A 19,893-nucleotide genomic window follows, 5' to 3' on the forward strand; every position below is an offset into this window, starting at 1 on the left:
TCCAGAATCTTTGAGGCGAATCGACAGGGCGCTATTAGAGCGCGCTTTTACGCTGTTGAATCTGAATTTTTGCCAAGGCACGACGCATTGCGCCAGCGCCTGTTGAGCCAGGAAAGCCTGGCCAAGGCATTAGATATCAACCAGGCGGCGGTTTCCAAGATGGAGCGTCGTACCGATAGGTACATCAGCACCTTGCGCAACTACATCCGGGCGACGTTCCCGGACGGGCAGGTCAAGATCGACAACTTCGCCACCTATTGTGCTGGATGCAGTCCTTTACAGGGCCAGGTCCTGCGCCAATTCTTGTTACTATCGCCCTGCGTTTTCACCAGGAGCCAACGCCTCATGCAACACCAGTGGGATGAAATGCACCGCACCCGCAAGCCCTCGTTCGTGCTGTGCGGCGAGCCCCAGGGGCAGGTGCTCAATCTCTATGTCCATGGTTATTCTGCGTTTTTCAACCAGCAACAACTGGCCAGTTTCCAGGCGCAGCTGGCGGGGATCGAGGGTTCGACCAATCTGATGCTGTTCTGGCCGGCCGGGCATTTCCTGGAAAACCTCTTCGCCCCCTTCAAGGACATCATTGCCTCGATGCTCGGCGGCGGCAGCCTGGGCGCGGCGACCGTGGGTCTGGGCAAGGCGGTGGGTTATTTTCTCGATCACTACAAAAGTGTCGAGGCGCGGGTGGACGAGGTGGCCAGGACGCTGTTGGCGGAGCTGGCCAACTACCTGCACGCCGAGTCGATCGAGGTCCGTCAGATCAACTTGATCGGCCACTCCCTGGGCGCACGCCTGCTGGTCAAGAGCCTGTTGGCCAGCCCGGAGCTGGCCCGGGAACTGCCCCTCAATCACCTGTTGTTGATGGGCGGGGCGATTTGCACGTCCAGCCCCTGGGAGCAGGTGTCGGCACCGCTCAAGGGGCGCGTGATCAATTGTCACTCCAGCAAGGACTGGGCCCTGGCGCTCAAGCCGGATACCGAGCGCTGTATTGGCCGCTATGCCATCCCCCTGACGCCATCCCTCAAGGGCAAAGTGACCAATGTGCATCTGGTCACGTTCGACCACGCTGCCTACTGGCCGCAGTTGCAGACCGTGGTGCAGTACACCGACTTGCTGCAAGAGCGCCGGGGCATGATCCGTGCGGACCAGCGCAGTGCCGAGGTGCGCTTTGCCGAAGAGGATGTGGACCTGTATCCGGTGCTGCTCCAGGCACGGGCGCCAGAGTTGCAGTTCCTCGCCGAGCTGATGGCCGCCAAGCGCAGTGCGACCATCGCTGCGGATGTGCGCGACCCACTGCAGTTGGCCATCGAGTTGCAGCGCATGGGCGGTGACAGCTTTATGAACCTGGCCCGTGGGCACGGCGTGAGTTACCGCCAATTGGCCCAGGACGTGGCCCTGCGCGTCGGTATCAAGTTTGACCAGCCCATCGACAGCGTGGCCCTGGTGAGCCTGGAAGAGCGGGTCGCCGAGACCCTGATCGAACAGTACAAGGACAAGCTCAGCCTGGCCGACCGCCAGGTGTTCGAGGCCGAACTCCGGGCCGCCGCGCAAAAGGAACAGGGGTTTTTCCACCGTTTCGATGTCGGCCGCTCGGCCACCACCGCCTTGAGCGGAACGGCGCTCGCCGGGTTGACCGGGTTTATCCTGCGGCGCGGTGCGGCCACGGCGATTCCGGTGGTGGGGCAGGCGCTGGCGGCGGCCATGCTGCTGGTGAGCGGGGTACGGGCGTTTTCCGGGCCGGCGTATTCCATCACGACCCTGGCGGTGCTGGTGCTGGGGGTGATTCGCCAGCGCATGGAGCGCGAGGCGTTGAATCAGGAAATGGACCTGGTGGTGCAGGTGGTCGAGGCGCTTGATCTGCCCCGGGAAACGCTGATGCGCACGGTCTCGCCTGACTGCTAAGCTGCGTCCTTGTCTTGTGTGTCTGCCGGGTACCCCGCGTGAAATTCAGCCTGCCGAAAATTGCGACCGCCCCGTTTTGCCCTCCGGAAGTGGCGGGCACCATCCCCGTCGATCCCCGTGCGCCGTTTTTCAAACGGGTGCTGCAGTTTGCCGGTCCCGGCCTGCTGATTTCCATCGGCTACATGGACCCCGGCAACTGGGCCACGGCCATCGAGGCCGGGTCGCGCTATGGCTATAACCTGCTGTTTGTGGTGTTGCTCGCCAGCCTGGCCGGGATGGCGGTGCAGTGCCTGTGTTCGCGGCTGGGCATCGCCACCGGCAAGGACCTGGCGCAGCTGTGCCGCGAGCGCTACAGCCGGCGTTCAGCGCGCACGCAATGGGTGCTGGCGGAAATCTCGATTATCGCCACCGACCTGGCCGAAGTCCTCGGCTGCGCCCTGGCGTTCCACCTGTTGCTGGGGGTATCGCTGACCACCGGTATTGTCATTACCGCGTTTGACACGCTGCTGATCCTGGCCCTGCAAAACCGCGGCTTCCGGCGCCTGGAAGCGATCATGCTGGCGCTGGTGGCGACCATCGGTGTGTGTTTCTTTGTCGAACTGGTGTTGATCAAGCCCTATTGGCCGGATGTCATGCGTGGCTTCACGCCGTCGCTCTCGGCGATCAGCGATGCGGCGCCGTTGTACCTGGCCATTGGTATCCTCGGGGCCACCGTGATGCCACATAACCTGTATCTGCACACGTCCATCGTGCAAACCCGCCTGTTCGGCAAAGACCTGGCCAGCCGCCAGGACGCGGTCAAGCTGGCGCGTATCGACACCATCGGTTCCCTGGCCCTGGCCTTGCTTGTCAACTCGGCGATCCTGGTGCTGGCCGCCGCGGCATTCCACCAGAGCGGTCATACCGAGGTCGTGGAAATCCAGGACGCCTACCACCTGCTGGACCCGCTGGTGGGCGGCGCCTTTGCCAGTATCCTGTTCGGCATTGCCTTGCTGGCGTCCGGGCAAAGCTCGACCTTCACCGGCACCATCGCCGGCCAGGTGATCATGGAGGGTTACCTCAACCTGCGCATTCCTTGCTGGCAACGCCGCCTGATCACCCGTGGCCTGGCGCTGATCCCGGCGTTTCTCGGGGTGTGGTTGATGGGCGATGATGCCATTGGCAAGTTGCTGATCCTCAGCCAGGTGGTGCTCAGCCTGCAGTTGCCCTTTGCCCTGTACCCGTTGATCCGCATGACCGGCGACCGGCAACTGATGGGGCCGTTCGTCAATCGCCTGCCCACCAGGATCCTGGCCTGGAGCCTGTTTAGTGTGATCAGCGGCGCCAACGCCTGGCTGATCGGCCAGTGGCTGTTCTGAGTCAGCGGTCCCAGTAGGGCACGCTGCCGAAGCGTTCGACAAAGAAGTCGATGACCGTGCGCACCTTCACCGACAACCGCCGGCTGCCGGGCCACAGCGCGGCAATCTGCTGCGGCTCCAGGGTGGTGGCCACTTCATATTCGGTCAGCACCGCCTGCAGGCGTCCGGCGCGCAGGCTGTCGCCGATCAGCCACGAAGGGAACACCACGAACCCCAGGCCCTGTTCGGCGGCGCGCGCCAGGGTGTCGGCGTGGTTGCCGGTGATCGGGCCCTTGACTGTATAGGGCGTCCAGTCGTCCTGGGCGCGGCGGAAGAACCAACGCTGCTGGCCGTTCACGCCCTTGTACGCCAGGCACTGGTGATTGAGCAGTTCATCGGGATGGCGTGGAGTGCCAAAGCGCGCCAGGTAGTCGGGGCTGGCAGCGATCCGGTAGCGCTGGGGCGCGAAAATACGCGCCTGCATTCCGGAATCGTTGAGCACACCGATACGGAACAACAAGTCGGCGCCTTCCTGCAAGGGATCGACGTAGGTGTCGGTCTGCTGGATATCCAGTTGCAGCTTGGGGTATCGCTGGCACAACTCGGCCAGCCAGGGTGACAGGTGGCGCTGGCCGAACACCATGGGCGCATTGATGCGCACCAGGCCGCTGGGCTCGCTTTCCTGTTCCTGCAGGGCCTGCCCGGCTTCTTCCAGCTGTTGCAGCATCAAGCGCGCATGATGCCCGAGTAAGCGCCCGGCTTCCGTGGGGCTGACCGCACGGGTATGCCGATACAGCAATTGCTGGCTCAGGGCCTGTTCCATCAACTGGATCTGCCGGGAGATGGAAGAGGGCGCCAGGCCTTCGCGGCGTGCGACTTCAGAGAAGCTGCCGTGGTCCAGCACCGCGACAAACAGGCGTAGCGCCTTGAAACTCAGCTCGTTGAAGCCCTGCATCGTCACTCCATGCTGTGCGTATTGCGCAAAGGTGTTGTCGGCATGCTCCCATTTATCGCACAGGTGTGCCACCGGATAATGCGCGTCATTGTTCTTCTGACCTGTAGGTGCTGTATGCAAAGTTCTTCTCTTGAGGCCGCGGCCCAGGCCCGACCGAAAAACCGCCTGGGGCTGCTGCTGTTGCCGCTGGTGATCCTGGCAGGCATGGGCCTGTCGGTGGAGGCCGGGTTGCTGGGGCCGTTGGGTGCCCAGGTGGGGCACTTATGGGCGACCTTGAGCATCTTCGCGGTGGGCACGGCGATCCTCCTGTTGCTGCTGCTGTTCAGCGGCCCACAACAAGGTCCGGCCCTCAACGAACTGCCGCGCTGGCAACTGATCGGTGGGTTCCTGGGGCCGATGTATGTGGTGGTGCTGACCCTGGCCACGCCCCATATCGGCATTGCCATGACCATGATCGCGATCCTCTCCGGGCAGGTCGGCAAGAGTGTGCTGATCGACCACTTTGGCTGGTTCGGCACTGCCCGCAAGCGGGTCAACGGTGAACGCTGGATTGCGCTGCTGTTGATTGTGGTGGCTCTTGTTTTGATTGCGCGGGGTTAAGGCAATGAATCTGCTTCTATTGTTGGTGCTGGTGGTTGCCGCCGGCGCGGTGTTGAGTGTGCAAGCGGCGATCAATGGGCGCCTGGGGCAAACCGTCGGTGTGCTGCGCAGCAGCCTGGTGACGTTCTCGGTGGGCACGCTGGTGACTGGCCTGCTGATCCTGTTCTTCGAACCGGCCGAGGCCGTCAGCCTGTTGGAGGTGCCCAAGTGGCAACTGACCGGGGCGTTGTTCGGTGTGGTGTACATGATGGTGATGGTCGGTGCGGTGCCGATCGTGGGCACGGCGGTGGCGACGGTCGCGGTGATCGTCGGTCAATTGGCCATGGGCATGCTGATCGACAACTTCGGCTGGCTGGGCAACACCGCCATCGAACTGTCCGGCAGCCGGGTGCTGGCGATGCTGTGCCTGGCGTTGGCACTGGTGTTCATGTACCGCAGCAGTGCACGCCAGGCTGATTAACGGCGCTGAACCTTGGGTGGCGGGCGGGAGTCACTGCTTAAGGTGCCAGCATTCGCTGCACCAGGACGACCATGAAAAAGGAGTCTTAACATGCCAGATCCAACCTGTGCTTGCCCGCATTGCAAATGTGTACTGGGGCCGAACGCTGTGATCAAAGACGGCAAGGGCTATTGCTGCCAGGGTTGTGCCGAGCACCATGCCCATGGTGAGCCGTGCGAATCGGCGACTGGCTGCGAGTGTGCCAAGTCGGCCCATGGCTGATCGGCCAATAGCGCCAACACCACCAGGCAGCGTAAGCTGCCTGACTTTTTCCCCTGTCGTGGAGTTTTATCGTGGCCAAAGCAGCTGCTGTCATTGAAATCCCGGTCTCGGCCGATCAAGTCTGGCAACTGGTCGGCGGGTTCAACTCGTTGCCTGACTGGCTGCCATTGATTGCCAAGAGCGAGCCGGGTGAAGGCGGGCGCGTGCGTCACCTGCAAACGGCGGATGGCGCCGTGGTGGTCGAGCACTTGCAGACCTTTGACAACGTTGCGCGCACCTACAGCTACACCATCAGCGAATCGCCGTTTCCGGTCAGTGCCTATTTGGCGACATTGCAGGTTGAAGCGCTGGGTGAGCATTCGGCCAAAGTCACCTGGTCGGGTGTGTTCACTCCGATTGCCGGTGTGACGGATGCCGAGGTGGAAGAGCTGTTCAGCGGCGTCTACACCGGCGGCGTCGAGGCCCTGCGCAAAAACTTCCCGGCCTGATCCGCCACTATCGCCGGCAAGCCGGCTCCTACAGCGGCTGTTGTGCGCGGCACTCCAGGGTCAACCGCGCGCCCCCACGCTCGCTACTGCCGACTTCCAGGCCGAAGCCATGCAGGTTGACGATCGCCGCCACAATCGACAGGCCCAGGCCAAAGCTGCCCTGCTGACCACCGTCGACCCGGTAAAACCGCTGGAACACCGCCGCGCGTTCCGTTTCCGGGATTCCCGGGCCGGAGTCCAGTACCTCGATGCGCGCACTGCCCGCCTGGTCGAGCCCGCGCAGAATCACTTCGCCGCCCGACGGGGTGAACTTGATCGAATTGCTCAGCAGGTTGGCCAGGGCCTCGAACAACAGTGCGCGGTCACCGGTGATCGGCGGCAATGAATCGGGGATTTGCAGCAGCAGCTCCAACTGGCCTTCTTCCGCCAGTGGCAGGTAGAAGTCATGCAGTTCCTGGAGCAAGGGCAGGGGATCGAAGACCAGGAAGCCGGAGCGTCGTTGACGGTCTTCCAGCTCGGAGATGCGCAACAGGCCGCGAAAGCGCGCCATCAGGGTGTCGGTCTCGCTGATGACTTCATCAAGCTGCAGGGCCTGCGGCGAACCTTCATCGGTCTGCTGCTTGATTCGGTACAGCTGCGCACGCAAGCGGGTCAGTGGGGTGCGCAGGTCGTGGGCAATGTTGTCGCACACGCCCTTGACCTCGTTCATCAGCTTTTCAATGCGCTCAAGCATGGCATTGACGATGGCCGCGAGCATGTCCAGTTCATCGCGGCGGTTGGACAGCGGCAGGCGGTGGGTCAGGTCGCCGGCGACGATGGCTTCGGCGCTGGCCTGGATCCCGCGAATCCGCCGCAAAGGGCGCCGGCGCAGCAGATGCCAGCCGGCGACGCCGGGGATGATGGTCAGGGAGATCGCCCAGAGCAGGGCCTGCAGGATGATCCGCGTCACGCCCAGCAACGAGCCGTTGTCGCGCACCAGCACCAGCCAGCGGCCATCCTGGGTGTGGGTTGCCACGGCGTCGCAGCTGCCCCGGGGCAGTTTCGGGTCATCCGATTCGATGCAGTTGGCCAAGGCATGGATGCGCCCGTCCAGGGGCAAGCCTGCGGGGATCTGCTGGAGCGGGCCGCTGAGGGGGCGTTGTTGCCCATCGAACAGGCCATAGGCATCCATGCCCTTCATATCGAAGGTCATGCTGGTGGCCAGGGCTTCATCCAGTTGCGCGCCGTTGAAACGCTGGAACAGATGCTGACGCTGCATCAGCGAGTGGCGCGACAGGTCGCCCAGATAACCCGAGACCTCGTAATACAGCACTCCCATGAGGATGCAGCTCCAGGCCACGAACAGCGAGCTGTACAGTGCCAGCAGACGGCTGCTGGACGAGCGCCAGCCGTTAGACGGGTTCAGCAATGACATAGCCCGAACCTCGTACCGTGCGGATCAGCGGCGTCAGGCCCGGCGGGTCGATTTTCTTGCGCAGGCGGCCAATGTGCACGTCGATCAGGTTGGTCCCCGGGTCGAAGTGATAACCCCAGACTTCCTCGAAGATCATCATCCGCGAGAGGATCTGCCCGGTGTTGCGCATCAGGAATTCCAGCAACTTGTACTCGGTCGGCAGCAGGCTCAGCGGCTGGTCGGCACGGCTGGCCTCGCGGCTGATCAGGTTCAGCTCCAGGTCAGCCACGCGCAGTGCGGTTTGCGCGGCCTTGACCGCGTTGTTGCGGCGCAGCAGCACCTCGACCCGCGCGGCCATCTCGTCGGAGGCAAAGGGTTTGGTCAGGTAGTCATCGCCACCGGCGCGCAGGCCGCGTACCCGTTCATCCACGTCGGAGAGGGCGCTGATCATCAGGATCGGCGTCGACACGCCGAGGGTGCGCAAGGTGGTGACAATGGCCAGGCCATCGAGCTCCGGGAGCATGCGATCGAGGGTGATCAGGTCGTAATCGCCACTGACTGCCCGCGTCAGACCTTCGCGGCCGTTGTCGACCCAGTCCACGTCCAGTCCATGACTGCTTAACTCAGCGACGATCTCGCGGGCCGTCACGGCGTCGTCTTCGATGGTCAAAATGCGGGTCATACAGGTTACCTGGTCACACGGGAGTGGGGCATTTTGCCAAGAAATGCCAGCGAGGTTTCTAAAAGAAAATTCATGTAGGCCATTCTCAAGGTCGCCTCGGTCAAATGTGGGAGCCGGCGTGCTCGCGATAGCGGTAGATCAGCCCAAGCATTCGGTGACTGACACGCCGCCATCGCGGGCAAGCCCGCTCCCACAGGGGTTGGCGGTGCCGGTCCTGGGAGTGCATAACGCCCGCCCTCTATGCCTGGTTCTTGCAAGTTGCATGATTCTTGGAAGTTCAACTTGCTTATCTGATTGAAATTAATGGGTTTTTATTTTTAAGGCGACTGGCACGGCGTCTGCACCGTCCGTTTCGACAGATGTAACACCATTTTTCAATGCCTGGAGCACAACAACAATGATGACATCCTCATCCACTTTGCAAGAGTCGAGCACGCTCTCCGGGGTTTCCTGGGGGGCGATCTTTGCCGGGGCTGCGGCCGCCGCTGCGTTGTCCCTGGTCCTGGTGCTGCTGGGCTTCGGCCTGGGCTTTTCGGCGGTGTCGCCGTGGGCCGACAGTGGCATCAGCGCCAAGGGCCTGGGCATTTCCACGATTGTCTGGCTGGCCTTCACCCAGATTGTCGCGGCGGGACTGGGCGGTTATCTCGCCGGTCGGCTGCGGGTCAAGTGGGCCAATATGCATGGCGATGAGGTGTACTTTCGCGACACCGCCCATGGTTTTCTCGCCTGGGCCGTGGCCACGCTGGTGACCGCGACCCTGGTGGTCGGCTCGGTCAGCAGCATCGTCGGTGGTGGGGTGCAGGCCGGTGCGAGTGTGGCCTCGGGCGCAGCCAGCGGCTTGACCCAGGCCGCCGGCAATGCGGCCAATGGCGACGATTTCGGCTATTACGTTGACAGCCTGTTCCGCGATGATCGCCCGGCAGCCGCCAGTGATGACGCAGTGCATGGGGTGGTGGCGCGGATCTTCGCCCGCACCCTGGGCAATGACGGCCAGTTGGCCCCGCAGGACCGTGCCTACCTGGCGCAGTTGATCAGCCAGCGCACCAACCTCAGCCAGGCCGATGCCGAACGGCGCGTCGACCAGGTCTACGGTGACGCCCGCAAAGCCCTGGAAGAGGCCAAGTTGAAAGCCAGGCAGGCCGCCGACACCGCCAGCAAAATCGCCGCCGTGACCTCGCTGTGGACCTTCGTCGCACTGTTGCTCGGTGCTTTCTTCGCCAGTTTCGCCGCCACCTTCGGCGGTCGCCGCCGCGACGCCGTGGTGTATCTGGAAACCATTCGTTAACTCAAGGAGAACGTCATGCGCTCATTACTGCTGTGGTTCCTCGGTGTGCCGATCCCGGTCATTATCCTGATCGCGATCTTCATGCACTAACCCGCGTACCCGCTTGATCAAGGCCGCTCCTGCATGGCAGGGCGGCCTTTTTTAGTCGTCAAACCCTACCTGTTCGTGAATCTCATCAACCTTCAGTTCCAGCCGGTACGCCACCGCAATAAACAGCGCCTGGCACAGGCACAGCGTGGCACTCAGCGAGCGGAACGCGAACGACGACCCTTCATTGACCAGCAGCACCGTGTTGGCGCGCTTGGCCAGCGGTGACAGGTTGCTGTCGGTGATGATCAGCGTCTTGGCCTGGTGGTGCTGGGCGATACGCAGGCAGTGCTGGGTTTCCTTGCCGTAGGGCGTGAAGCTGATCGCGATCACCAAGTCATTGGCGCGCACGCTGCGCATCTGTTCGCGGTAGCTGCCGCCCAGGCCCGAGACCAGGTGGATACGCTTGTTGGTGTGCTGCAGGTTGTAGACCAGGTAGTCGGCCACCGCAAAGGAGCGGCGTACGCCGACCACATAGATATTGTCGGCGTTGACCACCAGGTCCACGGCTTTCTCGAAGGCCGCGTCGTCCAGCTCCAGGCCCAGGCGCTCGATGCCCGACAGCGTGGCATTCACGCATTCACGGGCCAGGTCGCCGCCGCTGGCTTTCTGCGACTTGTTGGCGATCATGCTGCGGATGCGCTGCTGGTAGTTCTGCACCGGCGTGGTCTTGTGGGTATACGCCTCGCGAAACAGCGCCTGCATTTCGCTGAAGCCGCTGAAACCAAAGCGCTGGGAAAACCGCACGATGGCCGAAGGGTGAACTTCGCATTCCCGGGCGATATCGCTGATGCGGTCGACCATGATCCGATCGCTCTGCTGGCTCATATAGCTGGCGATGCGCTTGAGCTGGCGGGGCAGGCTTTCGTATTCATCGGTGATCAACTGCAACAGACGCTCGGCATTGATCGGAGGACTGGCGAGAACCTCGGTGACCTCGGTCTCGGCGGGAGCCTGCTGATCGGTGCGGGACATAGGCAATCCTTCTGGCTTGTTCTTACGGAGCATGCGGCTGGCACGTCGCCCCTGACAATAGGTCAATGGGCACAAGTCTACAGGGAAGGCGGCAAAAAATATCTTAATGGAAAATATATTCCACATAAAAAATTTATAGAATAAATATTGATTGATGGCGCCGGACGTCCTAGTCTGCATCCACCAAGAGCGTCGCCGTCACGATGGCAGGCGCGGGCTGATAAAAATAACAGGAGCCAGCATGGGCCAGACTCGTTTTGCCAGTGGTCGTCAATTGGATCTGATTTGTCTTGGACGCATGGGCGTCGATCTTTACGCGCAGCAAGTCGGGGCGCGGCTGGAAGATGTCACCAGTTTCGCCAAGTACCTGGGTGGATCGTCCGCCAATATTGCCTTCGGTACGGCGCGCCTGGGGCTTAAGTCGGCGATGCTGAGCCGGGTCGGCGACGATCATATGGGGCGCTTCCTCGTAGAGTCCCTGGCGCGCGAGGGCTGTGATGTCAGCGGTATCACGCTCGACCCGCAGCGCCTGACCGCCATGGTCCTGCTGGGCCTCAAGGACCGCGAAACCTTCCCCCTGGTGTTCTACCGCGAAAACTGTGCCGACATGGCCCTGCGTGCCGAGGACATTCGCGAAGCCTTTATCGCCAGCAGCAAGGCGCTGCTGATCACCGGCACCCATTTCTCCACCGACGGCGTGTACCAGGCCAGCCTCCAGGCCCTGGATTACGCCGAGCAGCACGGCGTCAAGCGTGTGCTGGATATCGACTACCGCCCAGTGCTCTGGGGCCTGGCAGGCAAGGCTGACGGCGAGACTCGTTTTGTCGCCGACCAGAACGTCAGCCAGCACCTGCAAGGCATCCTGCCGCGCTTTGACCTGATTGTCGGCACCGAAGAGGAATTTTTGATTGCCGGTGCCAGCCACGACCTGCTCAGCGCTTTGCGTAACGTGCGCCAACTGACGGCGGCGACCCTGGTGGTCAAGCTCGGCCCGCAAGGGTGCACGGTGATTCATGGGGATATACCGGCGCGCCTCGAAGACGGTGCGATCTATCCCGGCGTGCGCGTCGAAGTGCTGAATGTGCTGGGCGCCGGCGATGCGTTTATATCGGGCTTCCTCAGTGGCTGGTTGAACGACGCCGGTGACGCGCGTTGCTGCCAACTGGCCAATGCCTGCGGCGGGTTGGTGGTGTCGCGCCATGCCTGCGCCCCGGCAATGCCGACCCCGGCGGAGCTTGAGTATCTGTTCAACAGCCCGGTGCCTATCACCCGGCCGGATCAGGATTTGGTGCTGCAGCGTTTGCATCAGGTCAGTGTGCCGCGCAAAACCTGGAAGCAGCTGTTTGTGTTCGCTTTTGACCATCGCTGGCAATTGCTGGAACTGGCGCAAAAAGGCGGCCAGGACCCGGCGCGGGTCAGCGCGATCAAGCAGCTGTTTATCCAGGCAGTGGAGCGTGTGGAGAGCAAGCTGGGCGAGCAGGGGGTGGAGGCCGATGTGGGCATTTTGGCCGACCAGCGTTTCGGCCAGGATGCGCTGAACGCCGCCACCGGCCGTGGTTGGTGGGTGGCGCGCCCGGTAGAGGTACAGGGTTCGCGGCCGCTGGCGTTCGAACATGGCCGCTCGATCGGCAGCAACCTGATTACCTGGCCCCAGGAGCAGATCATCAAGTGCCTGGTGCAGTTTCACCCCGACGACGAGCCGCTGCTTCGCCTGGAGCAGGAGGCGCAGCTCAAGGCCCTGTATCAGGCCGCGCAAACCAGTGGCCATGAACTGCTGCTGGAAGTGGTGCCGCCCAAGGATCATCCCTCGACCTACCCGGATGTGCTCTATCGCAGCCTCAAGCGCCTGTACAACCTGGGCATCTACCCGGCCTGGTGGAAGATCGAGGCGCAGAGTGCCGAGCAGTGGCAGCAGCTTGATGAGCTGATCGAGGAGCGCGACCCTTATTGCCGGGGCGTGGTATTGCTGGGCCTGAATGCCTCGGCGCAAGCGTTGGCCGAGGGGTTCCAGCAGGCCAGCCAGAGCCGGACCTGCCGTGGGTTTGCCGTGGGCCGGACGATTTTCCAGGAGCCGAGCAGGGCGTGGATGGCGGGGGAGATTGATGATGAAACCCTGATCCAGCAGGTGCAGCAAACCTTCGAACAACTGATCCAGGCTTGGCGCAGCTCCAGAATTTAAACACGCTCAAAGGTGGGAGCTGGCAAGCCAGCGCCCACAGAAGCAGATATCAGCAGCCTTAAGGTTAAAACAATAAAAGGTGCAGCCATGCCCGCAATCCGTATTGGCATCAACCCCATCTCCTGGAGTAACGACGACCTGCCGGCCCTGGGCGGCGAAACGCCCTTGAGCACTGCGCTAAGCGAAGGCAAGGCCATCGGCTACGAAGGTTTTGAACTCAACGGCAAGTTCCCCAAGGACGCCAAGGGCGTGGGCGATGTGTTACGCCCCTACGACCTGGCACTGGTCTCCGGCTGGTATTCCAGCCGCCTGGCCCGGCGCTCGGTGGCCGAGGAAATCGACGCCATCGCCAGCCATGTGCAACTGCTGCGCGAGAACGGCGCCACGGTGCTGGTCTACGGCGAAGTGGCCGACTCGATCCAGGGCTCGCCGATCCGCCTGATCGAACGCCCGCGCTTTCACAGCGAGCAGGCATGGCAAGCCTATGCCGACAAACTCACCGAATTGGCGCGTTTTACCCTGTCCCAGGGCGTGCGCCTGGCCTACCACCATCATATGGGCGCGTACGTCGAGTCCCCGGAGGACATTGACACCCTGATGCGCCTCACCGGCCCGGAGGTCGGCCTGCTGTTCGATTCGGGACACTGCTATATGGGCGGTGGCGAGCCGGTCGAGGTGCTACGCAAGCATCTGGGGCGCGTGTGCCATGTGCACTTCAAGGATGTGCGCAAAGCGGTGGTGCAACTGGCGCGCAACCAGCTGTGGAGCTTCCCCGACTGCATCGTCAATGGCACCTTCACCGTGCCGGGCGATGGCGATATCGACTTCGCCGAGTTGCTGGATGTGCTGCTGGGCGCCGGCTACCGTGGCTGGCTGGTGGTGGAAGCCGAGCAGGATCCGGCCGTGGCACCCAGCTATATCTATGCGAAAAAAGGCTTCGATACCTTGCGCGCGCTGCTGGATGCGAGGGCTGTACAATGAGCCTGCTGGTCAAAAGCACCCCGCGCGGGCCAACCATGGTCGCGCTGCCAGAGGGGCGCCTGGAATATGTAGGGTTTGCCGCTTACCGCCTGAGCCTGGGGCAAACACTGCCGGTCAGCGCCGACGACAACGAGCTGTGCCTGGTGCTGCTCAGTGGCCGGGTCACGATCGAGGGCGAAGGGTTCAGTTGGCAGAACCTGGGTGATCGCCAATCGGTATTTGAAGACAAATCGCCGTTCGCCGCCTACCTGCCACCGGGCACCCTTGCCCAGGTGACCGCCCTGAGCGATGTGCAGATCGCCGTCTGCGCCGCGCCGGGCGCCACGGCCGGCGGTTTCACGCCCCGGCTGATCCGCCCTGAGCAGTGTCGGCGCAGCGTGCGTGGCAAGGGCGCCAACACGCGTTATGTCTGCGACATCCTGCCCGACAGCGAGCCGGCCCATTCGCTGCTGGTGGTGGAGGTGCGCACGCCGTCCGGGCACTCATCCAGCTACCCGCCGCACAAGCACGATACCGATGACTTGCCGCACCAGAGCTTTCTTGAAGAAACCTATTACCACCAGATCAACCCGTCCCAGGGCTTTGTGTTCCAGCGGGTGTACACCGACGACCGCAGCATCGACCAGGCCATGGCCGTGGAAAACCACGACCTGGTGGTGGTGCCCAAGGGCTATCACCCCGTCAGCGTGCCCTATGGCTACGAGTCCTATTACTTGAATGTGATGGCCGGCCCCAAGCGCGCCTGGCACTTTCACAATGACCCGCAGCACAGTTGGCTGCTGGATCTTTAACCCGTAGGCGCCGAGGGGACCCAACATGACCACCACCCGATTGACCATGGCCCAGGCCCTGGTGAAGTTCCTCGATAACCAGTACATCGAAGTCGATGGCGTGCAGAGCAAGTTTGTCGCCGGGGTGTTCACCATCTTCGGCCACGGCAATGTGCTGGGCCTGGGCCAGGCCCTGGAGCAAGACAGTGGCGACCTGGTGGTGCACCAGGGCCGCAACGAGCAGGGCATGGCCCATGCCGCGATTGGTTTTGCCAAGCAGCATTTGCGGCGCAAGGTCTACGCCTGCACCGCTTCGGTCGGCCCCGGCGCGGCGAATATGCTGACCGCCGCCGCCACCGCCACGGCCAACCGCATCCCTTTGTTGCTGCTGCCCGGCGATGTGTATGCCTGCCGCCAGCCGGACCCGGTGTTGCAGCAGATCGAACAATTCCATGACCTGAGCATCAGCACCAACGACGCGTTTCGTGCGGTGAGCAAGTACTGGGATCGCATCAACCGTCCCGAGCAGTTGATGAGTGCGGCGATCCACGCCATGCGTGTCCTGACCGACCCGGCCGAAACCGGCGCGGTGACCCTGGCCTTGCCCCAGGACGTGCAGGCCGAGGCCTGGGATTACCCCGATTATTTCCTGCAAAAGCGCGTGCACCGTCTGGAGCGCCGCCCGGCCACCGAAGCGATGTTGCGCGACGCTGTCACGCTGCTCAAGTCCAAGGGCAAACCGCTGATTATCTGCGGTGGCGGGGTCAAGTACTCCGGCGCGAATGCCGCGCTGCAGGCTTTTGCCGAGCGCTTTCAGATCCCCTTTGCCGAGACCCAGGCCGGCAAGAGCGCCATCGTCTCCAGCCACCCGCTGAATGTCGGCGGTATCGGCGAAACCGGCTGCCTGGCCGCCAACCTGCTGGCTCGGGACGCCGACCTGATCATCGGCATTGGCACGCGCTATACCGACTTCACCACCTCCTCCAAGTCGCTGTTCCAGCATCCCGAGGTGCAGTTTCTCAACCTCAATATCAGCCCCGGCGATGTACTGAAACTCGACGGGGTCCAGGTGCTGGCAGATGCCAAGGTCGGGCTGCAAGCATTGGCCGACGCGCTGGGCGATTACGCTACGCAATGGGGCGAGCAGCCACGCCAGGCCCGTGCGCAGGGGGATGCCGAGGTGGACCGGGTCCATCAGGCGCGCTACACCGACGCCGACTTCACCCCAGAGGTCAACGACCATATGGACCCGGCGGTGCTGCGCGAATTTATCGAGCTGACCGGCTCCTGCCTGACCCAGAGCCAGGTGCTCGGCGTGCTCAACGCAACCCTGGCCGACGATGCGGTGATTGTCGCTGCCGCCGGCAGCCTGCCGGGGGATTTGCAGCGCAGCTGGCGCAGCAAGGGCGTCAACACTTACCACGTCGAGTACGGTTATTCGTGCATGGGCTACGAGATCAATGCGGCATTGGGTGTGAAGCTGGCCGAGCCGGCGCGGGAGGTCTATGCCCTGGTCGGCGATGGCTCGTACATGATGCTGCATTCGGAGCTGGCGACCTCGATCCAGGAGCGTCGCAAGATCAATGTGGTGCTGCTGGACAACATGGCCTTCGGTTGCATCAACAACCTGCAGATGGGCAATGGCATGGACAGCTTCGGCACCGAGTTCCGCTTCCGCAACCCCGACAGCGGCAAGCTCGATGGCGGCCTGGTGCCGGTGGATTTCGCCATGAGCGCGGCGGCCTATGGCTGCAAGACCTACAAGGTCACGACCGTGGAACAACTGCACGCCGCGCTGGCCGATGCACGCGCGCAAAGCGTGTCGACGCTGATTGATATCAAGGTGCTGCCCAAAACCATGATTCACGGCTACCTGTCGTGGTGGCGGGTCGGTGTGGCGCAGGTCTCCACCAGCGAACGCACCAACGCCTGCGCCAAACAACTTAATGAACGCCTGGCCAAGGCCCGGCAGTACTGACAATAAGAGGAGTGTTGCCATGTCTTTGAAGCTGGGTGTGATCGGTACGGGCGCTATCGGCCGGGACCATATCCGCCGCTGCAGCCAGACCTTGCTCAACAGCCAGGTGGTGGCGGTCACCGATATCAACCTTGAGCAGGCGGCCCAGGTGGTGGCTGACCTGCAACTGAACGCCGAGGTGTACGCCGACGGTCATGCGCTGATCCATTCGGCGCAGGTCGAGGCGGTGCTGGTCACCTCCTGGGGGCCGAGCCATGAGGAATTTGTGCTGGCGGCTATCGCAGCCGGCAAACCGGTGTTCTGTGAAAAACCCCTGGCCGTCACCGCCGAGGGCTGTCGCAAGATCGTCGAGGCGGAAGTGGCCCACGGCAAACGCCTGGTCCAGGTCGGTTTTATGCGCCCGTATGACCAGGGCTACCAGGCCCTCAAGGCGGTGCTCGACAGCGGCCAGATCGGCGAACCGTTGATGCTGCATTGCGCCCACCGCAACCCGAGCGTGGGTGAGAACTACAACACCAGCATGGCCATCACCGACACCTTGATCCACGAGCTGGACGTGTTGCGCTGGCTGCTGGCCGATGACTATGTGTCGGTGCAGGTGGTGTTCCCGCGTAAAACCAGCAAGGCCCTGAGCCATTTGCGCGACCCGCAGATCGTGCTGCTGGAAACCGCCAGGGGCACGCGGATTGATGTGGAAGTGTTTGTGAACTGCCAGTACGGCTACGACATCCAGTGCGAGGTGGTGGGGGAGACCGGCATTGCCAAATTGCCAGAGCCGTCCCAGGTGCAATTGCGCAGCGGCGCCAAGCTGTCGAATGCGATTCTGATGGATTGGAAAGACCGCTTTATCGCGGCCTATGACGTCGAGTTGCAGGCCTTTATTGATGGCGTGCGGGCCGGCCAGGTAGGTGGGCCTTCGGCGTGGGATGGCTTTGCCGCAGCGGTGGCGGCTGACGCGTGTATCGAGGCCCAGGGCAGTGGGCAGATCGTTGCGGTCAGCCTGCCGCAGCGCCCGGCATTCTACGGCTAGCGCGGTCAGTGTAGGCGCTGGCTTGCCTGCGATAGCGGTGGATCAGCAACAGATGTAGGGCCTGAAACACCGCTATCGCAGGCACGCCAGCTCCCACATTTTTTGACTGGGTTTCCATTCCAAGAAGGAGTTGGTTCATGCGAATCGGACTGGTTGGATACGGCCATGGCGGCCGTTTTTTTCATGCCCCGCTGATCGCCACATTGCCCGGGGCGACGTTTGTCGGCGTGGTGACCCGCTCCCCCGAGCGCCGCCAGCAACTGGCGACGGAGCATCCCGGGGTGCCTGCCTTCGACAGCATTGCGCAGATCGTCGAAGCCGGGGTGGAGGTGCTGGTGATTTCCACCACCCTCAAAGGGCGCCCGGCCCTGGTGCTGGAGGCCATTGAGTACGGTGTGGCGGTGGTCAGCGACAAACCCTTCGCCAGCAATGCCGAGCAGGCCCTGGCGCTGATTAGTGCCGCCGAACGCGAGGGGGTAGCACTCAGCGTCTACCAGAACCGGCGCTGGGACTCGGACTACCTGACCCTGCGCAAGCTGATCGACGCCGGCGCCCTGGGCAGCATCACCCGCTTTGAGTCCCGGGTGGAGCGCTACAGCCCACAGGCCCTGGGCAACGCCAGCGGTGGCGGGTTCCTGCGTGACCTGGGCAGTCACCTGGTGGACCAGGCCCTGCAACTGTTTGGCCCGGTGGAGCGGGTGTATGCACAATTGCAGTACAGCGCCGAGCACCCCACCCTCGATCATGGCTTTTTTGTCAGCCTGACCCACGCCAACGGGGTGATTTCCCACCTGTGGGGCAGCGCCCTGCAAAACTGCCAGGGCCCGCGTTTTCGGGTCAATGGCACGGCGGGCTGCTACACCGTCGACGGCCTGGACGGCCAGGAGCAAGCGCTGCTGGCCGGCAAAAGTCCGAAGACCGAAGGCGAGCACTGGGGCGCCGAAGAACATCGACGCTGGGGCTGGTTCGAGCAAGGTGCGGAACGCGAGCGTATCCCCTCGGAAAAGGGCGCCTGGAACCAGTTCTATCGCCAGTTGCAAAGTGCAATCCAGGGCCAGGGCGCGCTGCCGGTGCAGGCCATGGATGCCTGGGAAACCACGCGCGTGCTGGATGCCGCCCGGCTCAGCGCCGAGCGCCGGCAAGTGGTGGAGATGGTGACGATGGAAGGCGGAGAATGGAAATAGAATAAAATTCTAAAATGAGTTGATATGGAAATTATTTTCCAATAAAGTCATTTCCAGGTTGCCGAAAGTCCATCTCGTCCTTCCTTTATAAGGGGGCCGGGGGACTCAACAAAAACAAGATAAAACAACCAGGTACCGTCAGATGAAAATCTTCAGCGCTGTACTGCGAGTGTTACGTTCTGCCTTCCTGCCCCGCGCACGGCCCTTCTATTTCTCTTTTCTCAATGTCCTTTGCGTGGAAAGCAAGGGTGCCCTGGTGTGCTGCATTCCGGGAGCGCCGGTGGTCCGGCTGCCTGCCGCAGCCCCCACGCTCTGATAAACGCTACGTCCAGAAAACCAACAAGAAAGTGGAGACAGACCGTTCATGAAGACCCAGATCCGTTTCGCCTCGCTGGCCTTGTCGATGATGCTCGGCAGTGGCGTGGCTTCAGCCGCCGATATCAAGATTGGCGTCAGCATGTCGCAGTTCGACGACACCTTCCTCACCTACCTGCGTGAGGATATGGACAAGCAAGCCAAGTCCTACCCCAAGGGCGATGCTGTGCAGCTGCAGTTCGAGGACGCCCGTGCCGACGTGGTCAAGCAACTGAGCCAGGTCGAGAACTTTATCAGCCAGAAAGTCGATGCCATGGTGGTCAACCCGGTGGATACGGCCTCCACCGCGCGCATCACTAAAGCGGCGGTGGCGGCGGGTATCCCGCTGGTCTACGTCAACCGTCGTCCGGATCAGGCCGACCTGCCCAAAGGGGTGGTGACGGTGACGTCCAATGACGTCGAGGCCGGCAGGCTGCAAATGCAGTACGTGGCCGAGAAGCTGGGCGGCAAAGGCAAAATCGTGATTCTGTTGGGCGACCTGGCCAACAACTCGACGACCAATCGCACCAAGGGCGTCAAGGAGATCCTCGACAAATACCCGGACATCAAGATTGAACAGGAACAGACCGGGATCTGGCTGCGGGACAAGGGCATGACCCTGGTGAACGATTGGCTGACCCAGGGCCGCGAGTTCAATGCGGTCGTGGCCAACAACGACGAAATGGCAATTGGCGCCGCCATGGCCTTGAAAACCGCAGGGGTGAAACCCGGCAGCGTGTTGATTGGCGGCGTCGATGGCACGCCTGACGGGTTGAATGCGATCACCAAGGGCGAGATGGCGCTCTCGGTGTTCCAGGATGCCAAGGGGCAGGCGATCGGTTCGGTGGAGGCGGCCGTGAAAATGGCCAGGGGCGAGGCGGTCGAGCAAAACGTCGTGGTGCCTTTCCAGCTGATCACCCCGGACAACGTCGCGTCATTCAAGTAGCGTTCAATCACAACAATAAGCGGGCAGGGCGGTCACAGCCGCCCTG

General features: G+C 62.5%; 18 protein-coding genes and 1 pseudogene. 15 read left to right on the forward strand and 4 right to left on the reverse strand.

Going from position 1 to position 19,893, the window contains the following annotated elements; genetic code table 11:
• Nucleotides 1-33: 33 nt before the first annotated feature.
• From HBR93_RS20420 to HBR93_RS20430, 3 genes and pseudogenes are all read left to right on the forward strand, one after another.
• Nucleotides 34-252: pseudogene (locus HBR93_RS20420) on the forward strand (helix-turn-helix domain-containing protein); the annotation flags it as partial.
• 93 nt (nucleotides 253-345) lie between these two features.
• Nucleotides 346-1,902 (forward strand): DUF726 domain-containing protein, encoded by a 1,557-nt coding sequence (locus HBR93_RS20425; protein WP_120734417.1) that lies wholly within the window; start codon nucleotides 346-348, stop codon nucleotides 1,900-1,902.
• 38 nt (nucleotides 1,903-1,940) lie between these two features.
• The gene (locus tag HBR93_RS20430; RefSeq protein WP_057444760.1) at nucleotides 1,941-3,260 is read left to right on the forward strand and encodes an Nramp family divalent metal transporter; all 1,320 of its coding nucleotides are present in this window, start codon (nucleotides 1,941-1,943) and stop codon (nucleotides 3,258-3,260) included.
• Nucleotide 3,261: 1 nt separating this feature from the next.
• Here HBR93_RS20430 and HBR93_RS20435 read toward each other — a convergent pair whose 3' ends face one another.
• On the reverse strand, nucleotides 3,262-4,194 hold the full coding sequence (locus HBR93_RS20435) for a LysR family transcriptional regulator (RefSeq protein ID WP_115127945.1): 933 nt from the start codon (nucleotides 4,192-4,194) through the stop codon (nucleotides 3,262-3,264).
• 114 nt (nucleotides 4,195-4,308) lie between these two features.
• Between HBR93_RS20435 and HBR93_RS20440 the strand changes: the two genes are divergently transcribed.
• The 4 genes from HBR93_RS20440 (at nucleotide 4,309) to HBR93_RS20455 (ending at nucleotide 6,003) form a co-directional block, all read left to right on the forward strand.
• Complete coding sequence (locus HBR93_RS20440; RefSeq protein ID WP_057439076.1) at nucleotides 4,309-4,794, forward strand: DMT family transporter; 486 nt, start codon at nucleotides 4,309-4,311, stop codon at nucleotides 4,792-4,794.
• Between the two features lie 4 nt (nucleotides 4,795-4,798).
• Nucleotides 4,799-5,254 carry a DMT family transporter gene (locus tag HBR93_RS20445; protein WP_169960948.1) on the forward strand — a complete coding sequence of 152 codons (456 nt, stop codon included), beginning with the start codon at nucleotides 4,799-4,801 and terminating at the stop codon, nucleotides 5,252-5,254.
• A gap of 90 nt (nucleotides 5,255-5,344) precedes the next feature.
• Nucleotides 5,345-5,515: a metallothionein gene (locus HBR93_RS20450; protein ID WP_081044213.1), complete on the forward strand. Its 171-nt coding sequence runs from the start codon at nucleotides 5,345-5,347 to the stop codon at nucleotides 5,513-5,515.
• A 71-nt stretch (nucleotides 5,516-5,586) separates the two neighbouring features.
• On the forward strand, nucleotides 5,587-6,003 hold the full coding sequence (locus HBR93_RS20455) for an SRPBCC family protein (protein WP_057439074.1): 417 nt from the start codon (nucleotides 5,587-5,589) through the stop codon (nucleotides 6,001-6,003).
• Nucleotides 6,004-6,031: 28 nt separating this feature from the next.
• Here HBR93_RS20455 and HBR93_RS20460 read toward each other — a convergent pair whose 3' ends face one another.
• On the reverse strand, nucleotides 6,032-7,417 hold the full coding sequence (locus tag HBR93_RS20460) for a HAMP domain-containing sensor histidine kinase (protein ID WP_169960949.1): 1,386 nt from the start codon (nucleotides 7,415-7,417) through the stop codon (nucleotides 6,032-6,034).
• Entirely contained in the window at nucleotides 7,395-8,078 is a 684-nt protein-coding gene (locus tag HBR93_RS20465) for a response regulator transcription factor (RefSeq protein WP_057439073.1), read from the reverse strand. Before HBR93_RS20465 ends, HBR93_RS20460 begins: the two co-directional genes overlap by 23 nt.
• Nucleotides 8,079-8,475: 397 nt before the next feature.
• Here HBR93_RS20465 and HBR93_RS20470 point away from each other — a divergent pair, with 397 nt between their 5' ends.
• The gene (locus HBR93_RS20470) at nucleotides 8,476-9,363 is read left to right on the forward strand and encodes a hypothetical protein (protein ID WP_057959194.1); all 888 of its coding nucleotides are present in this window, start codon (nucleotides 8,476-8,478) and stop codon (nucleotides 9,361-9,363) included.
• A 141-nt stretch (nucleotides 9,364-9,504) separates the two neighbouring features.
• On the opposite strand, the gene HBR93_RS20475 is transcribed toward HBR93_RS20470, so the two are convergent.
• The gene (locus tag HBR93_RS20475; RefSeq protein ID WP_057444762.1) at nucleotides 9,505-10,425 is read right to left on the reverse strand and encodes a MurR/RpiR family transcriptional regulator; all 921 of its coding nucleotides are present in this window, start codon (nucleotides 10,423-10,425) and stop codon (nucleotides 9,505-9,507) included.
• Between the two features lie 241 nt (nucleotides 10,426-10,666).
• Between HBR93_RS20475 and iolC the strand changes: the two genes are divergently transcribed.
• From iolC to HBR93_RS20510, 7 genes are all read left to right on the forward strand, one after another.
• Nucleotides 10,667-12,604: a 5-dehydro-2-deoxygluconokinase gene (gene iolC / locus HBR93_RS20480; protein WP_115127948.1), complete on the forward strand. Its 1,938-nt coding sequence runs from the start codon at nucleotides 10,667-10,669 to the stop codon at nucleotides 12,602-12,604.
• Between the two features lie 87 nt (nucleotides 12,605-12,691).
• On the forward strand, nucleotides 12,692-13,585 hold the full coding sequence (gene iolE / locus HBR93_RS20485; protein WP_169960950.1) for a myo-inosose-2 dehydratase: 894 nt from the start codon (nucleotides 12,692-12,694) through the stop codon (nucleotides 13,583-13,585).
• The gene (iolB, locus tag HBR93_RS20490) at nucleotides 13,582-14,376 is read left to right on the forward strand and encodes a 5-deoxy-glucuronate isomerase (protein WP_057959196.1); all 795 of its coding nucleotides are present in this window, start codon (nucleotides 13,582-13,584) and stop codon (nucleotides 14,374-14,376) included. The genes iolE and iolB overlap by 4 nt, the downstream gene beginning before the upstream one ends.
• 25 nt (nucleotides 14,377-14,401) lie before the next feature.
• Nucleotides 14,402-16,333 (forward strand): 3D-(3,5/4)-trihydroxycyclohexane-1,2-dione acylhydrolase (decyclizing), encoded by a 1,932-nt coding sequence (gene iolD, locus HBR93_RS20495; protein ID WP_169960951.1) that lies wholly within the window; start codon nucleotides 14,402-14,404, stop codon nucleotides 16,331-16,333.
• A gap of 19 nt (nucleotides 16,334-16,352) precedes the next feature.
• Nucleotides 16,353-17,363 (forward strand): Gfo/Idh/MocA family oxidoreductase, encoded by a 1,011-nt coding sequence (locus HBR93_RS20500; protein WP_057439067.1) that lies wholly within the window; start codon nucleotides 16,353-16,355, stop codon nucleotides 17,361-17,363.
• A gap of 137 nt (nucleotides 17,364-17,500) precedes the next feature.
• Nucleotides 17,501-18,547 (forward strand): Gfo/Idh/MocA family oxidoreductase, encoded by a 1,047-nt coding sequence (locus tag HBR93_RS20505; RefSeq protein WP_169960952.1) that lies wholly within the window; start codon nucleotides 17,501-17,503, stop codon nucleotides 18,545-18,547.
• Nucleotides 18,548-18,911: 364 nt separating this feature from the next.
• Nucleotides 18,912-19,847, forward strand: a complete 936-nt coding sequence (locus HBR93_RS20510; protein WP_057439065.1) for a sugar ABC transporter substrate-binding protein — start codon at nucleotides 18,912-18,914, stop codon at nucleotides 19,845-19,847.
• Nucleotides 19,848-19,893 lie beyond the last annotated feature (46 nt).

It is taken from the genome of Pseudomonas sp. WS 5411, assembly GCF_012985595.1.
Lineage (GTDB): Bacteria > Pseudomonadota > Gammaproteobacteria > Pseudomonadales > Pseudomonadaceae > Aquipseudomonas > Aquipseudomonas shahriarae.